Source organism: Pseudarthrobacter enclensis, assembly GCF_030811655.1.
Taxonomy (GTDB): Bacteria; Actinomycetota; Actinomycetes; order Actinomycetales; family Micrococcaceae; genus Arthrobacter; species Arthrobacter enclensis_A.
This window is the reverse complement of the sequence record NZ_JAUSRE010000005.1, coordinates 1-17,294: the sequence shown is the minus strand read 5'-3', so window position 1 is coordinate 17,294 and position 17,294 is coordinate 1. Positions and strand designations below refer to the sequence as shown.

At 65.8% G+C, this 17,294-nt stretch carries 17 protein-coding genes; 9 read left to right on the top strand and 8 right to left on the bottom strand.

What is annotated here, in order from left to right; genetic code table 11:
- The first annotated feature begins 62 nt into the window (after positions 1 to 62).
- The 8 genes from J2X98_RS06080 to J2X98_RS06045 all read left to right on the top strand — a co-directional run bounded on the left by J2X98_RS06080 (position 63) and on the right by J2X98_RS06045 (position 9,544).
- Positions 63 to 458 (top strand): FKBP-type peptidyl-prolyl cis-trans isomerase, encoded by a 396-nt coding sequence (locus tag J2X98_RS06080; RefSeq protein WP_141941388.1) that lies wholly within the window; start codon positions 63 to 65, stop codon positions 456 to 458.
- A 102-nt stretch (positions 459 to 560) separates the two neighbouring features.
- On the top strand, positions 561 to 2,546 hold the full coding sequence (locus J2X98_RS06075) for a helix-turn-helix transcriptional regulator (protein WP_307305532.1): 1,986 nt from the start codon (positions 561 to 563) through the stop codon (positions 2,544 to 2,546).
- A 10-nt stretch (positions 2,547 to 2,556) separates the two neighbouring features.
- Positions 2,557 to 2,904 (top strand): hypothetical protein, encoded by a 348-nt coding sequence (locus tag J2X98_RS06070; RefSeq protein WP_307305529.1) that lies wholly within the window; start codon positions 2,557 to 2,559, stop codon positions 2,902 to 2,904.
- Between the two features lie 32 nt (positions 2,905 to 2,936).
- Positions 2,937 to 3,209: a Sec-independent protein translocase subunit TatA gene (gene tatA / locus J2X98_RS06065; RefSeq protein ID WP_141941393.1), complete on the top strand. Its 273-nt coding sequence runs from the start codon at positions 2,937 to 2,939 to the stop codon at positions 3,207 to 3,209.
- 48 nt (positions 3,210 to 3,257) lie between these two features.
- On the top strand, positions 3,258 to 4,052 hold the full coding sequence (gene tatC, locus J2X98_RS06060) for a twin-arginine translocase subunit TatC (protein WP_307305523.1): 795 nt from the start codon (positions 3,258 to 3,260) through the stop codon (positions 4,050 to 4,052).
- A gap of 20 nt (positions 4,053 to 4,072) precedes the next feature.
- Positions 4,073 to 6,994, top strand: a complete 2,922-nt coding sequence (locus J2X98_RS06055) for a DEAD/DEAH box helicase (RefSeq protein WP_307305520.1) — start codon at positions 4,073 to 4,075, stop codon at positions 6,992 to 6,994.
- Positions 6,995 to 7,055: 61 nt separating this feature from the next.
- Positions 7,056 to 8,705, top strand: a complete 1,650-nt coding sequence (locus J2X98_RS06050; protein ID WP_307305516.1) for an amidohydrolase — start codon at positions 7,056 to 7,058, stop codon at positions 8,703 to 8,705.
- 95 nt (positions 8,706 to 8,800) lie between these two features.
- Positions 8,801 to 9,544 (top strand): polyprenol monophosphomannose synthase, encoded by a 744-nt coding sequence (locus tag J2X98_RS06045; protein ID WP_307305513.1) that lies wholly within the window; start codon positions 8,801 to 8,803, stop codon positions 9,542 to 9,544.
- A gap of 104 nt (positions 9,545 to 9,648) precedes the next feature.
- Here the strand turns inward: J2X98_RS06045 and J2X98_RS06040 are convergent, their stop codons facing one another.
- The 5 genes from J2X98_RS06040 to J2X98_RS06020 form a co-directional block, all read right to left on the bottom strand.
- A complete protein-coding gene (locus tag J2X98_RS06040; RefSeq protein WP_026266052.1) occupies positions 9,649 to 9,996 on the bottom strand; it encodes an RNA polymerase-binding protein RbpA in 348 nt (115 codons plus the stop codon).
- A gap of 237 nt (positions 9,997 to 10,233) precedes the next feature.
- Positions 10,234 to 11,193: an SPFH domain-containing protein gene (locus J2X98_RS06035; RefSeq protein WP_307305510.1), complete on the bottom strand. Its 960-nt coding sequence runs from the start codon at positions 11,191 to 11,193 to the stop codon at positions 10,234 to 10,236.
- A gap of 22 nt (positions 11,194 to 11,215) precedes the next feature.
- Positions 11,216 to 11,689, bottom strand: coding sequence for an NfeD family protein (locus J2X98_RS06030; RefSeq protein WP_141941407.1), 474 nt, complete (start codon positions 11,687 to 11,689; stop codon positions 11,216 to 11,218).
- Positions 11,690 to 11,818: 129 nt separating this feature from the next.
- Entirely contained in the window at positions 11,819 to 12,700 is an 882-nt protein-coding gene (locus J2X98_RS06025) for a putative RNA methyltransferase (protein WP_307305505.1), read from the bottom strand.
- 66 nt (positions 12,701 to 12,766) lie between these two features.
- Positions 12,767 to 13,447: a peptide deformylase gene (locus J2X98_RS06020; RefSeq protein ID WP_307305502.1), complete on the bottom strand. Its 681-nt coding sequence runs from the start codon at positions 13,445 to 13,447 to the stop codon at positions 12,767 to 12,769.
- 54 nt (positions 13,448 to 13,501) lie between these two features.
- On the opposite strand from J2X98_RS06020, the gene J2X98_RS06015 reads away from it, so the two are divergent.
- Complete coding sequence (locus tag J2X98_RS06015; RefSeq protein WP_307305499.1) at positions 13,502 to 13,915, top strand: nuclear transport factor 2 family protein; 414 nt, start codon at positions 13,502 to 13,504, stop codon at positions 13,913 to 13,915.
- 6 nt (positions 13,916 to 13,921) lie between these two features.
- Here J2X98_RS06015 and J2X98_RS06010 read toward each other — a convergent pair whose 3' ends face one another.
- From J2X98_RS06010 to J2X98_RS06000, 3 genes are read right to left on the bottom strand one after another with little or no spacing between them, the layout of a single operon-like run.
- The gene (locus J2X98_RS06010) at positions 13,922 to 15,097 is read right to left on the bottom strand and encodes an FAD-dependent oxidoreductase (protein WP_307305497.1); all 1,176 of its coding nucleotides are present in this window, start codon (positions 15,095 to 15,097) and stop codon (positions 13,922 to 13,924) included.
- A gap of 1 nt (position 15,098) precedes the next feature.
- On the bottom strand, positions 15,099 to 15,794 hold the full coding sequence (locus tag J2X98_RS06005; RefSeq protein ID WP_307306004.1) for a class I SAM-dependent methyltransferase: 696 nt from the start codon (positions 15,792 to 15,794) through the stop codon (positions 15,099 to 15,101).
- A 16-nt stretch (positions 15,795 to 15,810) separates the two neighbouring features.
- Positions 15,811 to 17,046: a type III polyketide synthase gene (locus J2X98_RS06000; protein ID WP_307305494.1), complete on the bottom strand. Its 1,236-nt coding sequence runs from the start codon at positions 17,044 to 17,046 to the stop codon at positions 15,811 to 15,813.
- Between the last annotated feature and the right edge of the window lie 248 nt (positions 17,047 to 17,294).

The following is a 17,294-nucleotide window of genomic DNA, read 5'->3' as shown; positions in this document are numbered from 1 at the left end:
CAAGACTTACAGGGACGCCGCGGCCTTCGCGGCACCCATCACTCTCACGCATAGGAGCAAGCATGTCGTTTGGACAGCGGGAATTCGACCGCCAGAAGCCCGAGATCGATTTCCCCGAAGGCGACGTCCCTACGGAACTCGTCATCACCGACCTCATTGAGGGAACGGGACGCGAAGCCAAAGCCGGGGACACCGTCTCCACCCATTACGTCGGCGTCGCCTGGTCCACCGGGGAAGAGTTCGACGCGTCATGGGGCCGCGGCACTCCGCTGGACTTCCGCGTTGGCGTGGGCCAGGTTATCCAGGGCTGGGACCAGGGCCTGCTGGGCATGAAGGTCGGGGGCCGCCGCCGCCTGGAGATCCCGTCAGAGCTGGCCTACGGCTCGCGCGGTGCCGGAGGAGCGATTGCCCCCAACGAAGCCCTCATCTTTGTCGTGGACCTCGTCGCCGTCCGCTGATCCGGCCCCGGGACGCAGCAAACAGCGCGGCTGCATGGAGGATTGCCCTCCGTGCAGCCGCGCTTTCTGCTTTCAGCGGGCGGGTTTAGTAACGTAACCAAGGTGTCCGTATCCCGCACCGAACGCCTCCTGAACCTGCTCATTGCTCTGCTCAACACCCGCTACGGGCTCCGCCGCAGCGAGTTGCGTGAAAAGATCTACCACGACACCTCCGGCAACGACGTCGCTTTCGGGCGGATGTTCGAACGGGACAAGAATGACCTGCGGGCGATGGGCTTCGACGTCGAGACCCTGACTGACCTTGGGTGGAGCGAGGACGATCCCGCCACTACCCGGTACAGGATAGGCAAGGAATCGAACCGGCTCCCTGACGTCCAGCTCGCACCCGAAGAATGGACGGTGCTCCTGCTGGCGTCCCAGCTTTGGGAGCGGGCTGCCTTGGGGACCGCAGCCCAAAGCGCACTGCGCAAGCTGCAGGCGTCCGGGCGGCTGGCCAAGGTTGAACTTCCTGCCGGTGTCCAGCCACGGATCAAGCCGGCCGGCCAGGCCTTCGATGACATCGTCGCAGCGATGCACGCCCGGCATCCCGTTTCGTTCACGTATCTTGCGTCCAGCACGGGCAAAGAGGAAGAGCGGACTGTTGAGCCGTGGGGCCTTGGCAGCCGATTCGGCCAGTGGTACCTCATGGGGTACGACCGCGCCCGGAAGGCAGCACGGCAGTTCCGCCTGTCCCGCCTCACCAGTGCTGTGACGACCGTCGCCCGGGAGCACTACACACCGCCGGCTGATTTCAACATCCGCGCAGAGCTGGACCGGCTCCCTGAGTTGCCGCTGCGCACAGCCGAAGTGGACGTCCGGAAAGGACACCTCCTCGCCCTGCGCCGCCGTGCGGTCGCGGAGAGCCGGCAGCAGACATCCGCTCCACCCGTAGACGGATATGACCGGCTTGTCCTCGAGTACCGGGACCTTGAAGTCCTGGCCGAGGAGCTGGCCTCATACGGGCCGGAGGCCCTGGCAGTTGAACCCGCTGAGCTGTCCCGCTCCGTCCAGCGCCGCCTTCAGGCCGCTGCTGACTTCAGCGACTCGGTCCCACCTGCCTACACTTTTGGGGGCCGCAGACCGCGCCCTGCCCCGAAAGGAACCTCGGAGGACCAGCTCAAGCGCATGCTGCAGCTGGTCCCATTCCTGGTCCACAACCAGGGCCTCCACATCCAGGACGTGGCCAACCACTTTGGCGTCACCCGCGGAGAACTTGAGGCGGACCTTCGGATCCTCATTTGCTCCGGGTTGCCGGAGGGGTATCCGGATGACCTGCTCGACATCCAATGGGAGGACGACCACGTCTTCATCACCCAGGACCTCGACCTCAAGAGGCCTGTCCGGTTCACCGTCGAGGAAGCATGCGCCCTGCTCACAGGACTTGAAACCCTTAATGGCCTGCCCGACCTGCCCGGCGGCGGCGCCCTGGAATCGGTCACTTTGAAACTCCTGGCAGCCGCAGGAGAAGAAGGGCTCCGTGCGGCCTCCATTGCCGGCCCCCAGGTGGCTCCCGCCGACGCAGGCATCCACGCCACGGTCCGGCAGGCCATCGAGTCGCGCTCCCAGCTCCACCTGGCCTACCTGTCACCCCAGCGGGACGCGGTCAGTGAACGCGACGTCGACCCGCTGCGCCTGTACTCGCTGGACAACACCTGGTACTTCGAAGCGTGGTGCCACCTCGTGCAGGGACTCCGGAACTTCCGTCTGGACCGGATACAGGACATCCACCCGAACGGCGCACATGCCAGCAAGACAGGAGCAGCCGAGGGAGGCGTCCCGGCCAAGCTCTTCACGCCCAACGACGACGACACCACCGTCACCGTCCAGCTCACCCGCCAGGGGAGGGGGCTTGCGGACGACTACTACGCCGAACGCACGGCAGAGCTTCCCGACGGCGGGATGGTGGCAGAGATCCGCTTCGGCAACACGGCGTGGCTGCCCATGTTCGTGGCCCAGCACGGCGGTACCGCCCGGATCCTGGCGCCCGCCGACCTGGCCACGGCTGCCCGGGAGTGGCTGGCGGCATCACTGGACAGATACGCCGGATAGACTTCTCAGCATGCCTTGGTGGTCCTGGATTCTCATATGGGTGGCGCTCGTCGCACTGTCCCTGCTGTTCTATGTCCTTCTGGGCCTCCGTCTGTTCCGGCAGTTCATGGCGACCATGAAGGATCTCGGCGCCGCGGGCGAAAAGCTGGGGCACCTGAACCCACCCGAGGTGCAGGAGGCGCCAGGTGAAGCGGAGGGGCCGCGCCCGGGCTCTGCCGTTTTTGCCTCGCCCGCCGTCATGCGACATGATTACGAGGCATCCAAACTGGCGCGGCGCGAAGAACGCCGACGCAGGCGAGTGCAGCGCAAAAAGGACCGGGGCCAGCCGCAGGCGCTCGGAGATCTCGACTTCACATAGAAGTAGGATGTAGTTAGAGGAAAGGATTTCCCGTGGGAAGACTCTTTGATGGCCCTTGGCCAATCGTAATCATCATCATCGTTGCTTTGCTTCTCTTCGCAGCCCCCAAGCTTCCGGCCATGGCCCGCAGCCTGGGACAGTCCATGCGGATCATCAGGTCCGAGGTCAAGGAAATGAAGAACGACGGCAAGGCCGACTCCACCGACCCCTCCGGTCCCGTGGAAGGAACCATTGTGAACCACCCCAAGGCGAAGCCCGGAGAGCCGACAGACGGCACTGACGTTCCGCCTTCAACCCGCGCCTGACCTACCGTGGCACTGTCTCGGGCCCGCAAAGCCAATCCTGAGGGGCGGATGTCGCTTTGGGAGCACGTCAAGGAGCTGAAAAACCGGCTGATCAAGTCGGCTATCGGCGTCGTCATTGGCGGTATTGGGGGCTGGATACTTTACGATCCGCTGCTGAAGGCCCTGGCCGAGCCGGTCAACCGTATTTCCAATGAGACCGGCGGACTTGCCGCCATCAACTTCGGGACCATTGCCTCACCCTTTGATTTCAAGCTCCAGATGTCGCTCCTCATCGGTGCCGTCATCTCGAGCCCCATCTGGATCTACCAGCTCTGGGCGTTCATCACGCCGGGCCTGACATCCAAGGAGCGGCGCTACACCCTGGGCTACATGGCTGCTGCCATCCCGCTGTTCCTCGCCGGGATCTGGGTGGGCTGGCTGGTGGTTCCGCAGGTTGTCCACGCGCTGACACAGTTCACCCCCCAGGGGTCTTCCAGCGTCATCGATGCCAGGACCTACATCGAGTTCGTGACCCGCATGGTGCTGATGCTCGGCTTGGCGTTCCTGGTACCCGTGGTGCTCGTGGGCATCAACATGGCAGGCCTTATTTCAGGCCGGACCATCCTCAAGGCCTGGCGCATCACCGTCTTCCTGGTGTTTGTCCTCGCGGCCATGGCCGCCCCCGGCGCGGATGCCATATCGATGTTCATGCTGGCCGGTCCACTGCTGGCCCTGTTCTTTGCAGCTATTGGCATCTGCATCCTGAACGACAGGCGCCGCGATCGCCGCCAGGCCAAGCAGGTCGAGGAAACCGAGGCAACGGCGGACATCGCCACCCCAAGCAGCGAGCTTAAGAAGCTCTAGCCTGCCGCTAGGCTTGGGGTATGTCCTCCACCACCGGACCCTTCTCCACCGGGCCCATCGATCCTGAAGAACTCTCGCCGGCTGAGAGATACCGCGCCAGCGCGGAACGCAGGGCCGAGGCCGCCACGTATCTTGGAGCCTTTACCCGCACCCTGGCCTTCGAACTTGACGACTTCCAGCGGCAGGCCTGCCGTTCCCTGCAGGAGGGCAGGGGGGTCCTGGTGGCGGCCCCCACGGGCGCCGGCAAAACCATCGTGGGGGAGTTCGCCATCTACCTGGCCCTTCAGCGTGGGCTGAAGGCGTTCTACACCACCCCCATCAAGGCCCTCAGCAACCAGAAGTTCACCGAACTCACCGAAAAGTACGGTGCGGACAACGTGGGCCTCCTCACTGGCGACACCAGTATCAACGGGGACGCCCAGGTGGTGGTCATGACCACGGAAGTCCTGCGGAACATGCTGTACGCGGACTCAGCCACCCTCGACGACCTTGGCTACGTGGTCATGGACGAGGTCCATTACCTTGCCGACCGGTTCCGTGGTGCAGTCTGGGAGGAAGTCATCATCCACCTCCCCAGCGAGGTCCAGGTCGCTTCGCTCAGCGCAACCGTTTCGAATGCCGAAGAGTTCGGCGCTTGGCTCGATACCGTCCGCGGGGACACGGACATCATTGTTTCCGAACACCGTCCGGTGCCGCTGTGGCAGCACGTCATGGTGGGCCGGCAAATCATGGACCTGTTCGCCGGGGAAACCACCTTCGACGAAATCGCCCCGCCGGTTGAGGACGGGGACCAGCAGCCGGTGCCGGCTGCCAAGACCCGGGACACCGCGAAGGGACGGGGCTTCGACGTCAACCCGGACCTGCTGACGGTGGCACGCAGTGAGAGCCAGCAGAGTTTCCGCAGCCGGCCGGGCGCTGGCCGCCGCGGCCAGCGTGGCCGTGGCGGTTACGACCGCCCGGGCAGGAGCGAACCAACGGGGGTACGCCCCGCCAGCCGACCGCAGGTAATCGCAAGCCTGGACCGGATGGACCTGCTGCCGGCCATCACCTTCATCTTCTCGCGCGCAGGGTGTGAGGCGGCCGTCGCGCAATGTGTGGGATCCGGCTTGTGGCTTACCACGGAAAAAGAACAGCGGATCATTGCCCAGCGCGTTGACGAGGCCGGCCAGGACATTCCACCAGACGACCTCGACGTCCTGGGTTTCTGGACCTGGCGCGACGGACTGCTTCGCGGCTTCGCTGCACACCACGCCGGCATGCTGCCCACCTTCAAGGAAGTGGTGGAAAAACTCTTCGCCGACGGCCTGGTCAAGGCGGTGTTCGCCACGGAGACCTTGGCGCTGGGCGTGAACATGCCCGCCCGTTCCGTGGTGCTGGAGAAGCTGGACAAGTTCAACGGCGAAGCCCACGTCGACATCACCGCGGGGGAGTACACCCAGCTGACGGGCAGGGCCGGCCGGCGCGGCATCGATGTTGAAGGGCACGCAGTGGTGCTGTGGCAGCCGGGCACGGACCCCACAGCGGTGGCAGGCCTGGCGTCGCGGCGAACGTATCCGCTGAACTCCAGTTTCCGGCCCACCTACAACATGAGCATCAACCTCCTGGCGCAGTTTGGGCGTGCCAGGGCCCGGGAAATCCTGGAATCGTCCTTTGCCCAGTTCCAGGCCGACCGGTCGGTGGTTGGGCTGGCCAGGCAGGTGCGGAGCCGGGAGGAATCCCTTGCGGGCTACGCCAAGTCCATGACCTGCCACCTTGGCGACTTCACGGAGTATGCCCGGCTGCGCCGGGAACTCTCCGATGCCGAGAGTGCCACCTCCCGGACCAAGTCGCGGGTCCAGAAGTCACTCAGTGACGACTCCCTCGCGCGCCTCCTGCCCGGGGACGTCGTCAACGTTCCCGGCGGGCGTGCCCCGGGGCCCGCCGTCGTCCTCAGCTCTGACCACAGCAGCCGCGAGCCGCGGCCTGCCGTGCTCACCCTGGACAACCAGCTGCGCCGGATAGGAGCCGACGACCTGGAAGGACCCATCGCGCCGGTTACCCGGATCCGCATTCCCAAATCCTTCAATGCCAAGGTGCCCAAGTCCCGGCGGGACCTTGCCTCCAGCGCACGGAACGCCCTGCGCGAGAACCGGCCGCCTGCTCCCGGGCAGAACCGCAACCACGATTTCGGCCGCGGCGCCGCATTTCCCAACCAGGAGAGGCGCATCGCCGATCTGCGCCGGGCCCTCAAGGCACACCCCTGCCACGGCTGCAGCGAACGGGAAGACCACGCGCGGTGGTCGGAACGCTGGTGGAAGCTGCGGCGTGAAACGGACGGCCTGGTCCGCCAAATCCAGGGCCGCACCAACACGATCGCCAAAACCTTCGACCGGGTGTGTGACGTCCTTTCCGCCTATGGCTACCTTGAGGACACCGGCGACGGCGCCCTGAAGATCAGCGCGGATGGCCAGCGGTTGCGCAGGATCTACGGCGAGAAGGACCTGCTGATCTCCCAGTCACTGCGCCTGGGCGCGTTCGATGACCTGGACGCCGCCGAAGTTGCTGCCCTGGCCAGCGTGCTGGTCTACCAGGCCAAACGCGAGGACCGGGGCCTGCGGCCGCGCATGCCGAGCGTCTCCCTGGAGACCTCGGTGGACATCGTGGTCAGGGAGTGGTCAGTCCTTGAGGACGTGGAAGAGGAAAACAAGCTTCCATTGACCGGTGAGCCCGAACTGGGCCTCGTGTGGCCACTGTACAAGTGGGCCCGCGGGCGGCACCTGCAGGATGTCCTGAGCGGCACCGACCTTGCCGCGGGAGACTTTGTCCGCTGGGTCAAGCAGGTGGTTGACCTCCTGGACCAGCTCGCCAAGATCCCGGGCCTGGAACCGCGCCTGGCGCGGCTGTGCGCCGAAGCCATCAACCTCATCCGCCGCGGCGTCGTGGCTTACTCTTCCGTTCTCTAACCCCGCTTCTATCCCTTGCCGGTTGACGCCGGCCTGCACTCATCCCAGGAGTCCCGCCCCCATGCCCCGTTCCGACGCCACTTCCCGCCCCGCCCCGGTGCTGTACCGGAACGGGTCCGTCTATACCGCCGCAGACCCGTTCGCCACCGCCATGCTGGTGGACGGCGACACCGTTGCGTGGGTGGGCTCGGAGCAGGGGGCGTCGTCCATTGCCGACAGCTCCATGGAGATCATCGACCTCCGCGGCGCCCTGGTTGCGCCGGGCTTCGTTGACTCTCACGTGCACCTGACGGAAACCGGCATCGCGCTGGAGTCGCTGCAGCTTGGGGCAGCCACCTCTGCCCGGGCGGTGCTGGACGCAGTCGCCGGAGCCCCCGGGGAAGGGCCGGTCCTCGGCCACGGCTGGGACGAGTCAGCCTGGGCCGATCCCGCCCTCCCCAGCGCCGAAGAACTCGAACGAGCGTCCGGGGGCAGGCCGGTGTACCTGTCGCGCGTCGACGTGCATTCCGCACTGGTTTCCACGTCCATGGCGGAGTCCGCCGCCCTCCGGAATAAAGACGGGTACGACGGCGGCGCCTGGGTTACGCGGGCAGCCCACGAAGCAGCCCGGCTGGCAACACGGCAGATGCCCCAGGAGGCCCTGAAGCGCCACCAGGCCCGTGCCCTTGGCGAAGCTGCCGCCAACGGGTACGTCGCCGTAGCGGAAATGGGCGCGCCCCACATCGGCGGGACCGATGACCTCAGGATGGCCGCCGGATGGAACCTCGACGAACGGGGCGGGCCACAGTTCCCGGAAGTCATGCCCTACTGGGGTGGCCTGGTGTCGTCCGAGGAACAGGCCCGCGCGCTGGTGGCGCAGTTCCCCCCAGGCCTTCGTGGGCTGGCCGGCGACCTGAACATTGACGGGTCACTGGGTTCCCGCACTGCCGCACTTCGCAGCGACTACAGTGACGCAGCCGGGGAACGCGGCTCGCTGTACCTTGGGGTCGAGCAGGCGGCGGCCCATCTGGCGGCCTGCTCGCTGGCCGGGATTCAGGGTGGTTTCCATGTGATCGGCGACGCAGGGCTGGACGCGGCGCTGGAAGCGCTGGACCTGGCCGCCAAGGAAGTGGGGGAGCAGCGGGTGCGCGCTGCAGGCCACCGGTTTGAGCACGTGGAGATGGCGGACGCCGCCGCTGTGGCCAGGTTGGCGCACTACTCCGTGACCGTCAGCGCACAGCCGGCCTTCGATGCCGCCTGGGGCGGACCGGGCGGTCTGTACGGGCGCAGGCTGGGGGAGCGGGGCGGCTCGATGAATCCGTTTGCCGCTTTCTACTCTGCAGGGGTTCCCGTCTGCTTTGGCAGCGACAGTCCGGTTACCCCTCTGCGCCCGTGGGCCAGCGTGCGGGCGTGCGTGGAACATCACAACCCTGGGGAACGGATCTCCGCGCGGGCAGCCTTCCTTGGCCACACCCGCGCCGGTTGGAGGGCGGCCCGGCACCCGAATCCCATGGCGGGGCAGCTTGTGCCAGGCGCCCCGGCAAGCTTTGCCGTGTGGGAGGTGGAGGAACTGATGGTCCAGGTGGCTGATGGGCGCGTCCAGTCGTGGAGCACCGACCCCCGGGCCAGGACGCCTTTGCTCCCGGCCCTGGACACAGGCTCCGATCCTGTATGCCTGCAAACTGTAAAAACCGGGGCGGAACTCTTCGCCAGCCCGGCTTTGCGTTCCTGACCGGTCAACCGTCCGCCCTATAATGGGGAGTTGCGCCCGGGGCCGGCAAGGCCGGCCTGCGGTGCACCGACCAATTCCACCAGGAAAGGCCCTTTGTGCGCGTCCTTACGATCATTCCCACCTACAACGAACTGGAGTCGCTGCCCAAGACGCTCCAGCGCCTTCGGAAGGCCGTTCCGGCGTCGGACGTCCTGGTGGTCGATGACAACAGCCCTGACAGCACCGGCCAGCTTGCCGACGGCTTCGCGGCCGAGGACTCCCAGGTCCACGTCCTGCACCGCAAGGGCAAGGAAGGGCTGGGCGCCGCCTACATCGCCGGTTTCAAGTGGGGCCTGGACGCCGGCTACGACGTCCTGGTAGAGATGGACGCGGACGGCTCACACCAGCCCGAGCAGCTTCCCCAGCTGCTCGAAGCGGTGGACCAGGGCGCCGACCTGGCCATGGGCTCACGCTGGGTTCCCGGCGGCAGCGTGGTCAACTGGCCGCTGTACCGGCAGGCAATTTCACGGGTGGGCAGCACCTACGCCCGCCTGATGCTGGGCCTGCCCATCAAGGACGTCACCGGCGGTTACCGTGCGTTCCGCAGGACCACGCTGGAAAAGCTCAACCTGGACCAGGTGGACTCGGTGGGCTACGGCTTCCAGGTGGACCTGGCATGGCGCGTGGCCAAACTCGGACTGCGCATCGAGGAACGTCCCATCACCTTCGTCGAGCGTGAACTGGGAGCGTCGAAGATGAGCGGCAACATCGTGGTGGAAGCCATGATCAACGTCACCAAATGGGGCCTGGGTGCGCGGTGGAACACCCTGGCCGGCAAACTGAAGAACAAGCAGGCGTAACACTCCGCGGGGGGCCGGTAAGTCCGGCCCTCCGCAGGAGAAAGAAGAAGGGGGCGCCCCCGCACGAAAGTGCGGGGGCGCCCCCTTTTTCATACGCTGTGGACCTATGCCGAGCGGCGCTCTCCGCGGCGTTCGCGCAGGATGGTCAGGCGGTCTTCAAGGATCTGCTCAAGTTCGGGCAGGGAGCGGCGTTCCAGCAGCATGTCCCAGTGGGTACGGACTGCCTTGTCATTGCTGGTGTCCGGCTTTTCGCCATCTACCAGGAGCGCTTCCTTGCCGGTCTTGGAGACCCACACGGGAGGAATTTCCGCCTCGGAGGAGAACGTGACAAAGACCTGCTCGCCATCCGCGCAGCGGTATTCGACCCGTTGGCGCGGAGCCGGCTCAACTCCGGACTCGGTCTCCATGCTCTGCGCGCCAAGGCGCATGCCCCGCAGGCTGCGATCGCTCATCTTTTCTCCCTCTGGTCGGTTCGCGGATGAAATCTCCACGCCAGCCGGCGCGCCATGGCACTGCCGGACTACTGTGTGCACTGTGCTGCATCATAGGATTCAACGCATTGCGAAGCTTGGTTGTTCCAGCTGGTATTCTCCTGCCGGACAAATACCCAATTATATGGGTGCTATCCCGTCTGGACCAAAAAAGGAGGGTTCCGCGGACGCCGCGGAACCCTCTCCTTCTCTAAGTTGCTAAGGCTGGCTGGGCGCGGCGGGTCCCGGCTGGAACCGCGTGCCCTCCTTACCGCCGGCCTCCGGGGAGTCCGCAGTGGTGCCCCCGAGGGCGTTGCCGATTCCCTTCAGGGCTTCCCCGACTTCACTTGGAATGATCCACAGCTTGTTGGCCGACCCCTCTGCCAGTTTGGGCAGCGTCTGGAGGTATTGGTAGGCCAGCAGCTTCTGGTCCGGATTGCCCTTGTGGATGGCGTCAAAGACCTTCTGGATGGCTTGGGATTCGCCGTCGGCACGGAGGATGGCCGCCTTGGCCTCGCCTTCGGCCCTAAGGATGGCGGCCTGCCGCTGGCCTTCCGCAGTCAGGATGGCTGATTGTTTGGTCCCCTCAGCCGTGAGGATGGCCGCGCGTCGGTCGCGCTCGGCGCGCATCTGTTTCTCCATCGAATCCTGGATGGAGTGCGGCGGATCGATGGCCTTCAGTTCCACCCGTGAGACGCGGATGCCCCAGCGGCCGGTGGCCTCGTCCAGGACGCCACGGAGCTGTCCGTTGATCTGGTCCCGCGAGGTGAGGGCTTCTTCCAGGTTGAGTCCGCCCACCACGTTGCGCAGCGTGGTGGTAGTGAGCTGCTCCACGGCCTGGATGTAGTTGGCGATCTCATAGGTGGCGGCCCGCGGATCGGTAACCTGGAAGTACACTACGGTGTCGATGGAGACCACCAGGTTGTCCTCCGTGATGACAGGCTGCGGCGGAAAGGACACCACCTGCTCCCGGAGGTCCAGGAGCGGCAGGAGCCGGTCCACGAACGGAATCAGAATGGTCAGGCCGGGGTTGAGCGTCCGCTGGTACTTGCCGAGCCGTTCCACCACGCCGGCACGCGCCTGCGGGATGATCCGGACAGACCGGACCAAAACTATGATGACAAAGACGATCAGGACCACCAGCACAATGGCCAATGCGGTTCCGCCTGCGTTTTCCATACAACTCCTTGTTCCCCAATTGTCAGGCTGTATCTGGACCGGCAGCCGCCGTCGGCGGTACCGAAACTACTGCTGTTGCGCCGTCGATGGCTGAAACGACCACTTTCTGGCCAGCGGGAAGCACTCCCGCTGCGGAGCGGGCACTCCAGATGTCTCCGCCGATTTTCACAAGGCCGCCGTCGGAGGTCACGGCCTCCATCACCAACGCCGGCTCACCGATCAGCCGGTCCACATTGGTCCGCTGGTCGGACGGGCCTTTCTTCAGGTGGGAGAGCGCCAGAGGCCGGACGAAGGCAACCATAAGCAGTGAAACGATGCAGAAGACGACCACCTGGAGCCAGGGCTCCGCGCCGGCGAAGTCGGCGACCAGTGCGGCAAGCGAACCGCCGCCAAGCATGATGAAGAACAGGTCAAGGGTGATCATCTCGACCACCGCAAACGCCAGGAAAGCCGTGAGCCAGAGCGCCCACCAGTTTTCGCCAAGCCATTCAAACATCCCTGTTTCCCCCTTCGTCACGGGGGAGCCGCAGCCGCGAATCCGCCGGTAACTGTCTTTTCATCCTAGTCCGGGGGGTGGGGGAGTGGGCCGCTTCCCCGCAGCCGGCGGGGGATAGTAGCCAAGTCGTTATTGGGGGTTTCCGGTCCTGGGACGGAATACGGAGAGCCTGAACTTCGCCGTTGCCTTCACTGGCTCCGGAACGTCTTCCAGCCGTTCCGCTATGCGGTCGCGGTCCACGTGGTGGCCGGCGGGACCCATGAACGCGAGGTCCGCGGCGGCGTGGCGGGACAGGTCCAGCGCGATGTCGACGTCGCGGCTGCTGTCTGCCACGAAGTGCCCGGCCATCTGTTCAGCGAGGCGCTCGTCCTTCCCCTCTTCGATACCCAGCATTCCGGTCACGGCCGCGATTTCCCCGAGGTGTCCGCCCCGCGGGGTTACCACTGCCAGGAGGCCCGTGGGACGCAGGATCCGGGAAAATTCAGCGGGGTTGCGGGGAGCAAAGACAACTGTGACTGCGTCCACCGAGTTGCCGGCCACCGGAAACGGCTTCCAGATGTCCCAGACCAGGTTCACCGCCTCCGGGTTTAGCCGCGCGGCACGGCGCAGAGCGAACTTGGAGATGTCCAGGCCTGCCGCGGCAGCCTTCCGCCCCTGTCCAGCCGCCGCATCAAGGATCTCCCGCAGATAGTGCCCGGTCCCCGTTCCGGAGTCCAGCACCACCGCTCCTTCCTCCGGGAGATGAGGAACGACGGCGGCAGCCAGGGCCTGAGCCAGCGGGCGGTAGTAGCCGTTCCCCAGGAAGTCGAAGCGGGATGCCACCATCGCGGCGCTGTCCGGTTCGAAGGGCGAACCTTTTCCCACAAGGAGGTTGAAGTAGCCCTGCCGGGCGGCGTCAAAGGCGTGGCCGTTGGGGCAGGTAAGGCGGGACTGGCGCCCGGCGCCCCCTGCCAGCTGCTTCAGCGGGTGTGAGCAGACAGGACAGAGGAGGAGCAGATCCGGGGAAGGCATGGGAACCATCTTAGGGCGGCCAGTCCCTGCCGTCCCGCCTGTGACTGTGCCGGGACGCACGTTGGGTCAGGGCAGCGGGATGCCGGCAGGCCCGGCGTCGAAACCAAGGCCTTCCCGGGCCTTGCCGATGCCTGCCTCGGCCCAATGTGCCGCGTATTCCGCGTTGCTGCTCAGCGACCGCAGCTGGGCGCGGTCTATGTACAGGATGCCGTTCAGGTGGTCCGTTTCGTGCTGCACGATACGCGCCTGCCATCCGGAAAACTCACGCCGCACGGGCGTGCCGTCCGGCGCAGAATACTCCAACAGCACGGCGTCCGGGCGGGCAACCACGGCCTGGAGCCCGCTTAGCGACAGGCACCCCTCGTAGAACGACGCGAGTCCCGTTCCCACCGGCGTGTACCTCGGATTGAGGACGGCCAGGAACTCCAGCGGGTTCCGGCTCCGCACCGCCGCGGCATCGGGGTCAACATCAAACTGGTCCTCCAGGACGGCCAGCTGCAGGGGGATGCCCAACTGCGGGGCGGCAAGGCCCACCCCCGGCGCCTCATGCATAACCTCGCGCATGGTCTGGATCAGGCGGTCCAGCTGGTCCGGGGACAACTGGCCATCGAACTTGGCAGCGCGGTGGCGCAGCGCCGGGTGGCCCGCCTGGACAATCGGGGGAAGGGCGGCGCCGGACAGGATCCGCTCCACCATTGCACGGATGTCGCCGGCAGTGGCGGTGGTTTCGGGAACAACCTGGGTCATGGTGACAGCCTACTGTCGAATGCCGCTAGGGCGCCTTCGGCTAGGGTCTACTGCATGGTCCACGATCTCCTCCCACCCGCAGCCCCGCTTGCTCACGTGCTGAAATTCATCCGCGTCCTTGAAGCGGGGGGCGGAGCTGACGACATCCGGCCGTTCCTTTCCAGTTCCTTCGTCCTGACGGAGGCCCCGCACCTGCTGGCACCGGAGGGTTCCGTCCGGGGTCTGGCGGAGGTGCTGGCAGGCGCGGACCAAAGCCACGAGGTGGTGAAGGACCAGCGGTTCACCATCCAACGGACCACCTGTGAAGGGGGCCGGGTAGTAGTCGAGGCTGACTGGTCGGCCACTGTGCTGATGGACCTGCGCTACTGGGACCGGGGTGAGACCATCCGCGCCAGGACGTCCTCCGTATTTGAAGTCCTCGACGGCGTCATCGCGACCCAGGACAGCTACGACTGCTATTTCCGGTAGCCACGCTTAGCCATGATCCCGGTGCATGGTGAAGCGCCTTGCGGTCCACCGGTTCACTGCCGGAATCGCGGCGGCGGCTCCGATGGCATCCGTCCGGACCCGAAGGAGCGCCGGGGGCAGCGGCCTGCCCAGGATCATGTTGATCTCCGCCTGCAGGCGCGCACGGACGGCGGCCCGACGCCGGCTCCTTTCGTAATCCCTGAGCTGCCGTCCAGTCGGCTTGCCGGCCAGGGCTGCGCAAATCAACGGCACCAGTTCCCTGGCGTCCAGCCAGCCCAGGTTCATGCCCTGGCCACCGATGGGGCTGATTTCGTGGGCGGCATCGCCCAACAGCACGCACCTCCCGGCGACAGTGCGGCTGGCGAGGGTGGAGCGGACGCTGAAGGCGCTCAGCATGGAATTTGTGCCCGCGTCGGGCAGGTATCCGGTGCGGCATCGCACCAACCGGGCCAGTTCGGCGGGACAGGCCGCCGGTGGAGCCGGACAGCCCAGCCGCACCACCCAGCGTCGGACCCCGCCTGGCAACGGAAAGGACTCCACGATTCCCTCAGGTTCGAGGAACAGGACCGCGTTGTCCCCGAAGTCCGTGCCGTCGTCGAAATCCCCCATGAGGTAATGATCCGGATACATGCGGCGGACCACCGGCACGCCGAGCGCGGCGCGCAGACGGGACCGGGCGCCGTCGGCAGCGACGAGCAACGCACCGGTGGCGGTGACACTGCCGTGCGCGGCTCCAGCCCAGTCACCTGCTCCGTCCGCAACGCCCAGGGTGACCTTGCCGCCGTCGTCCTTGACGCTGGTGACGTCCGCACCCCTGACGATCGCACGGGGATCCAGGGCGTTGACGCGGTCTTCCAGGAGTTGTTCAGTCCGGAACTGCGGCAGTGCCAACACGAACGGATATTCCGGTGATACGGAATCGAACGCCATGGTCCCAACGGTTCTCCCGCCGCTGACGGCCATCCCGGCCCTGATGCGGACACCTTCCCGCACCATGTCGCCTGCCACTCCCACCCCGGCCAGCGCGTGGAGCGAAGGCGGGTGGATGCCGATGGCCCGCGTATGCCGGTTCCTGGCCTGCCGCTGTTCGAAGATCCTCACCGCCACGCCTTCCTGGAGGAGTGCAGCAGCCAGGTACAGGCCCACCGGCCCAGCGCCCGCAATCAGGACATCCGCATCCATGTCAGTCCCGGCGGAAGGACAGGACCTGGTGAAAGGCCGCGGACTTCCCAACGGACCAGCCCGGGGGAGCGGCGGCGGCCAGCTCACCAGGCCGGTAGCTCCGGCGGATGGACGTGAGCCCATCCTGGCGGATGAAGGAGCGCCGGAAGGGCAGCGCGGCCACACTGAAGAGGGCGAACGCCGCCGGGCTCCGGACCAGGTCGTTGTGCAGCGCCTTCCGGACGGCCAGGACTTCCGAATCCGCCAACAGCTGGCGAAGCTCATCCGGTGCCAGGTGGTGCAGCACGTGGTTCGAGATCACGACGTCGAACGTAGCACCTTCCTGCACGAGGTCGGTGCTGTGCGCCTGGCGGAATTCGACACCCGGGGTGGACGGCCGTCGCCTGGCAAAGGCGGCTGCCCGCGGATCGGGGTCGATGCCGGTGATGTGCAGAGGTTTGCCGTCCCTGGCGGCCCAGCGGGCCAGCATGACCGGAAGGTCACCGCCCCCGGATCCGACATCCAGGACGGTCACCGGGCTTTGGTCAGCCTTTTGGATGGTCCGCAGCTCCCTGGCATACAGTTGCCGCCAGCCCGACAGCACGCGGTTGATCACCATGAACTGCCGGTAGGTGTTGTCCAGAAGCCGGGGGTCGCAGTCGGGGCGGTCCATCTGCTCGGTTTCCGCGGCAGCGCGTCGGCGGAGCAGGACGCCCATTGCTGCCGCATCCCGCTCAGGCAAGCGAGGCTTCCGCGGGTGCCCGGCCGGGGAGAAGTTCCACGTTTTCGGCGGTGTCCTCCTGGCCTGGGCCTTGGGCGCCGGCGGTGGGTTGGCGAAGCTTGGTGAACAAGCCCGTCTCCACGGTCAGGCCCGGACCAAAGGCCATGGAACAGATGCGCCCGTCCCCATGCGGCTGCCCGTCCTCCATCGGTTGTTCCAGGATGTGCTTGAGGACGAACAGCACGGTGGCGCTGCTCATGTTGCCGTAGTTCCGAAGCGTCTCCCGTGCAGGAACCAGCTGGATATCGCTCAGGTCGAGCCGGGACTGCACTTTGTCCAGGATGCTGCGGCCGCCGGGGTGGATGGCCCAGTGGGTGATGGCAGCGTAGGGGAGCGCCGCCAGTTCCGGTTCCCTCGCGAGAAGAGGCTGCAGGGCCCCGACAATGTGGTCGTCGATAATGTGGGGCACGTAATTGCCGAGCACCATTTCAAAGCCGTTGTCGCCGATGTTCCATGCCATGGAGTCCTCACCGACCGGTGTGAGGACTGTTTCGAAGTGGTCCAGCTTCATCAGGGCGGTCTCCGCCACGTCCGGCCGTGCCGTCACGACGGCGGCCGCGGCGCCATCGGCGAACAGGGCGGACCCCATGATGGTGTCCGGATCATTGGAGGTGCGGACATGGAGGGAGCACAGTTCCGCACAGACGACCAGGACGACGGCGTTCGGGTCCGCCTCGCAGAAGAGCTTGGCGGCGCGGAGTGCGGGAAAGGCCGCGTAACAGCCCATGAACCCCAGGTGGTAGCGCTGGACGGCAGGGTTGAGGCCGAGTTCGCGAACCACTTTGTAGTCCGGGCCCGGATTGAAGAAACCAGTGCAGGACACCGTCACCAGATGAGTTATGTCAAGTAGATCGAATTCGGGCGCGGCCTGCAGCGCAGCGCGGGATGCCTCCACGAACAGTTTGGTGGCTTCGCGCGCAAAGATGTCGTTGCGGACCTTCGTGCTGGGATTGAGCAGCAGCCCGGATTCCTGGTCGTAGAACTGCGGATTCTCAGAGCGGCTCGTATTGGTCAGTTCCTGGACGGCGGTGTACCGGGTCTCGATCGCTGCGCTGTCAAAGCAGGTGCTGACCAGTCGTGAGCCCAGGCGTGACAGGCCGGGCTGCGCCGCAAAAACATCGCGGGCTTCGGACTGGATCAGCTTTGTCGTCGGAACTGCAGTTTCGAGTGAACGCACGTAGACCGTCATTGGTTCATTCTTGACGGGCGCCTGAAGAAAGACAATGGCTGAAGGCGTTTGACCAGGCCCGGTTGGGCTCGTCCTGCAAGGCCCGGGAGCAGGCTTTCCACGCCACTGCTCCGGCCTTCACTAAAGCGCCGATAATCTACATTATGTCAACTAGTACTCTGCGTATTGCATCAGATGAATCAATTTCGCCCCAATGCACTGGAGCCTCAAGGAAGTGATCGGCTGCCCGGAATTCCGCGGGTTTCCGG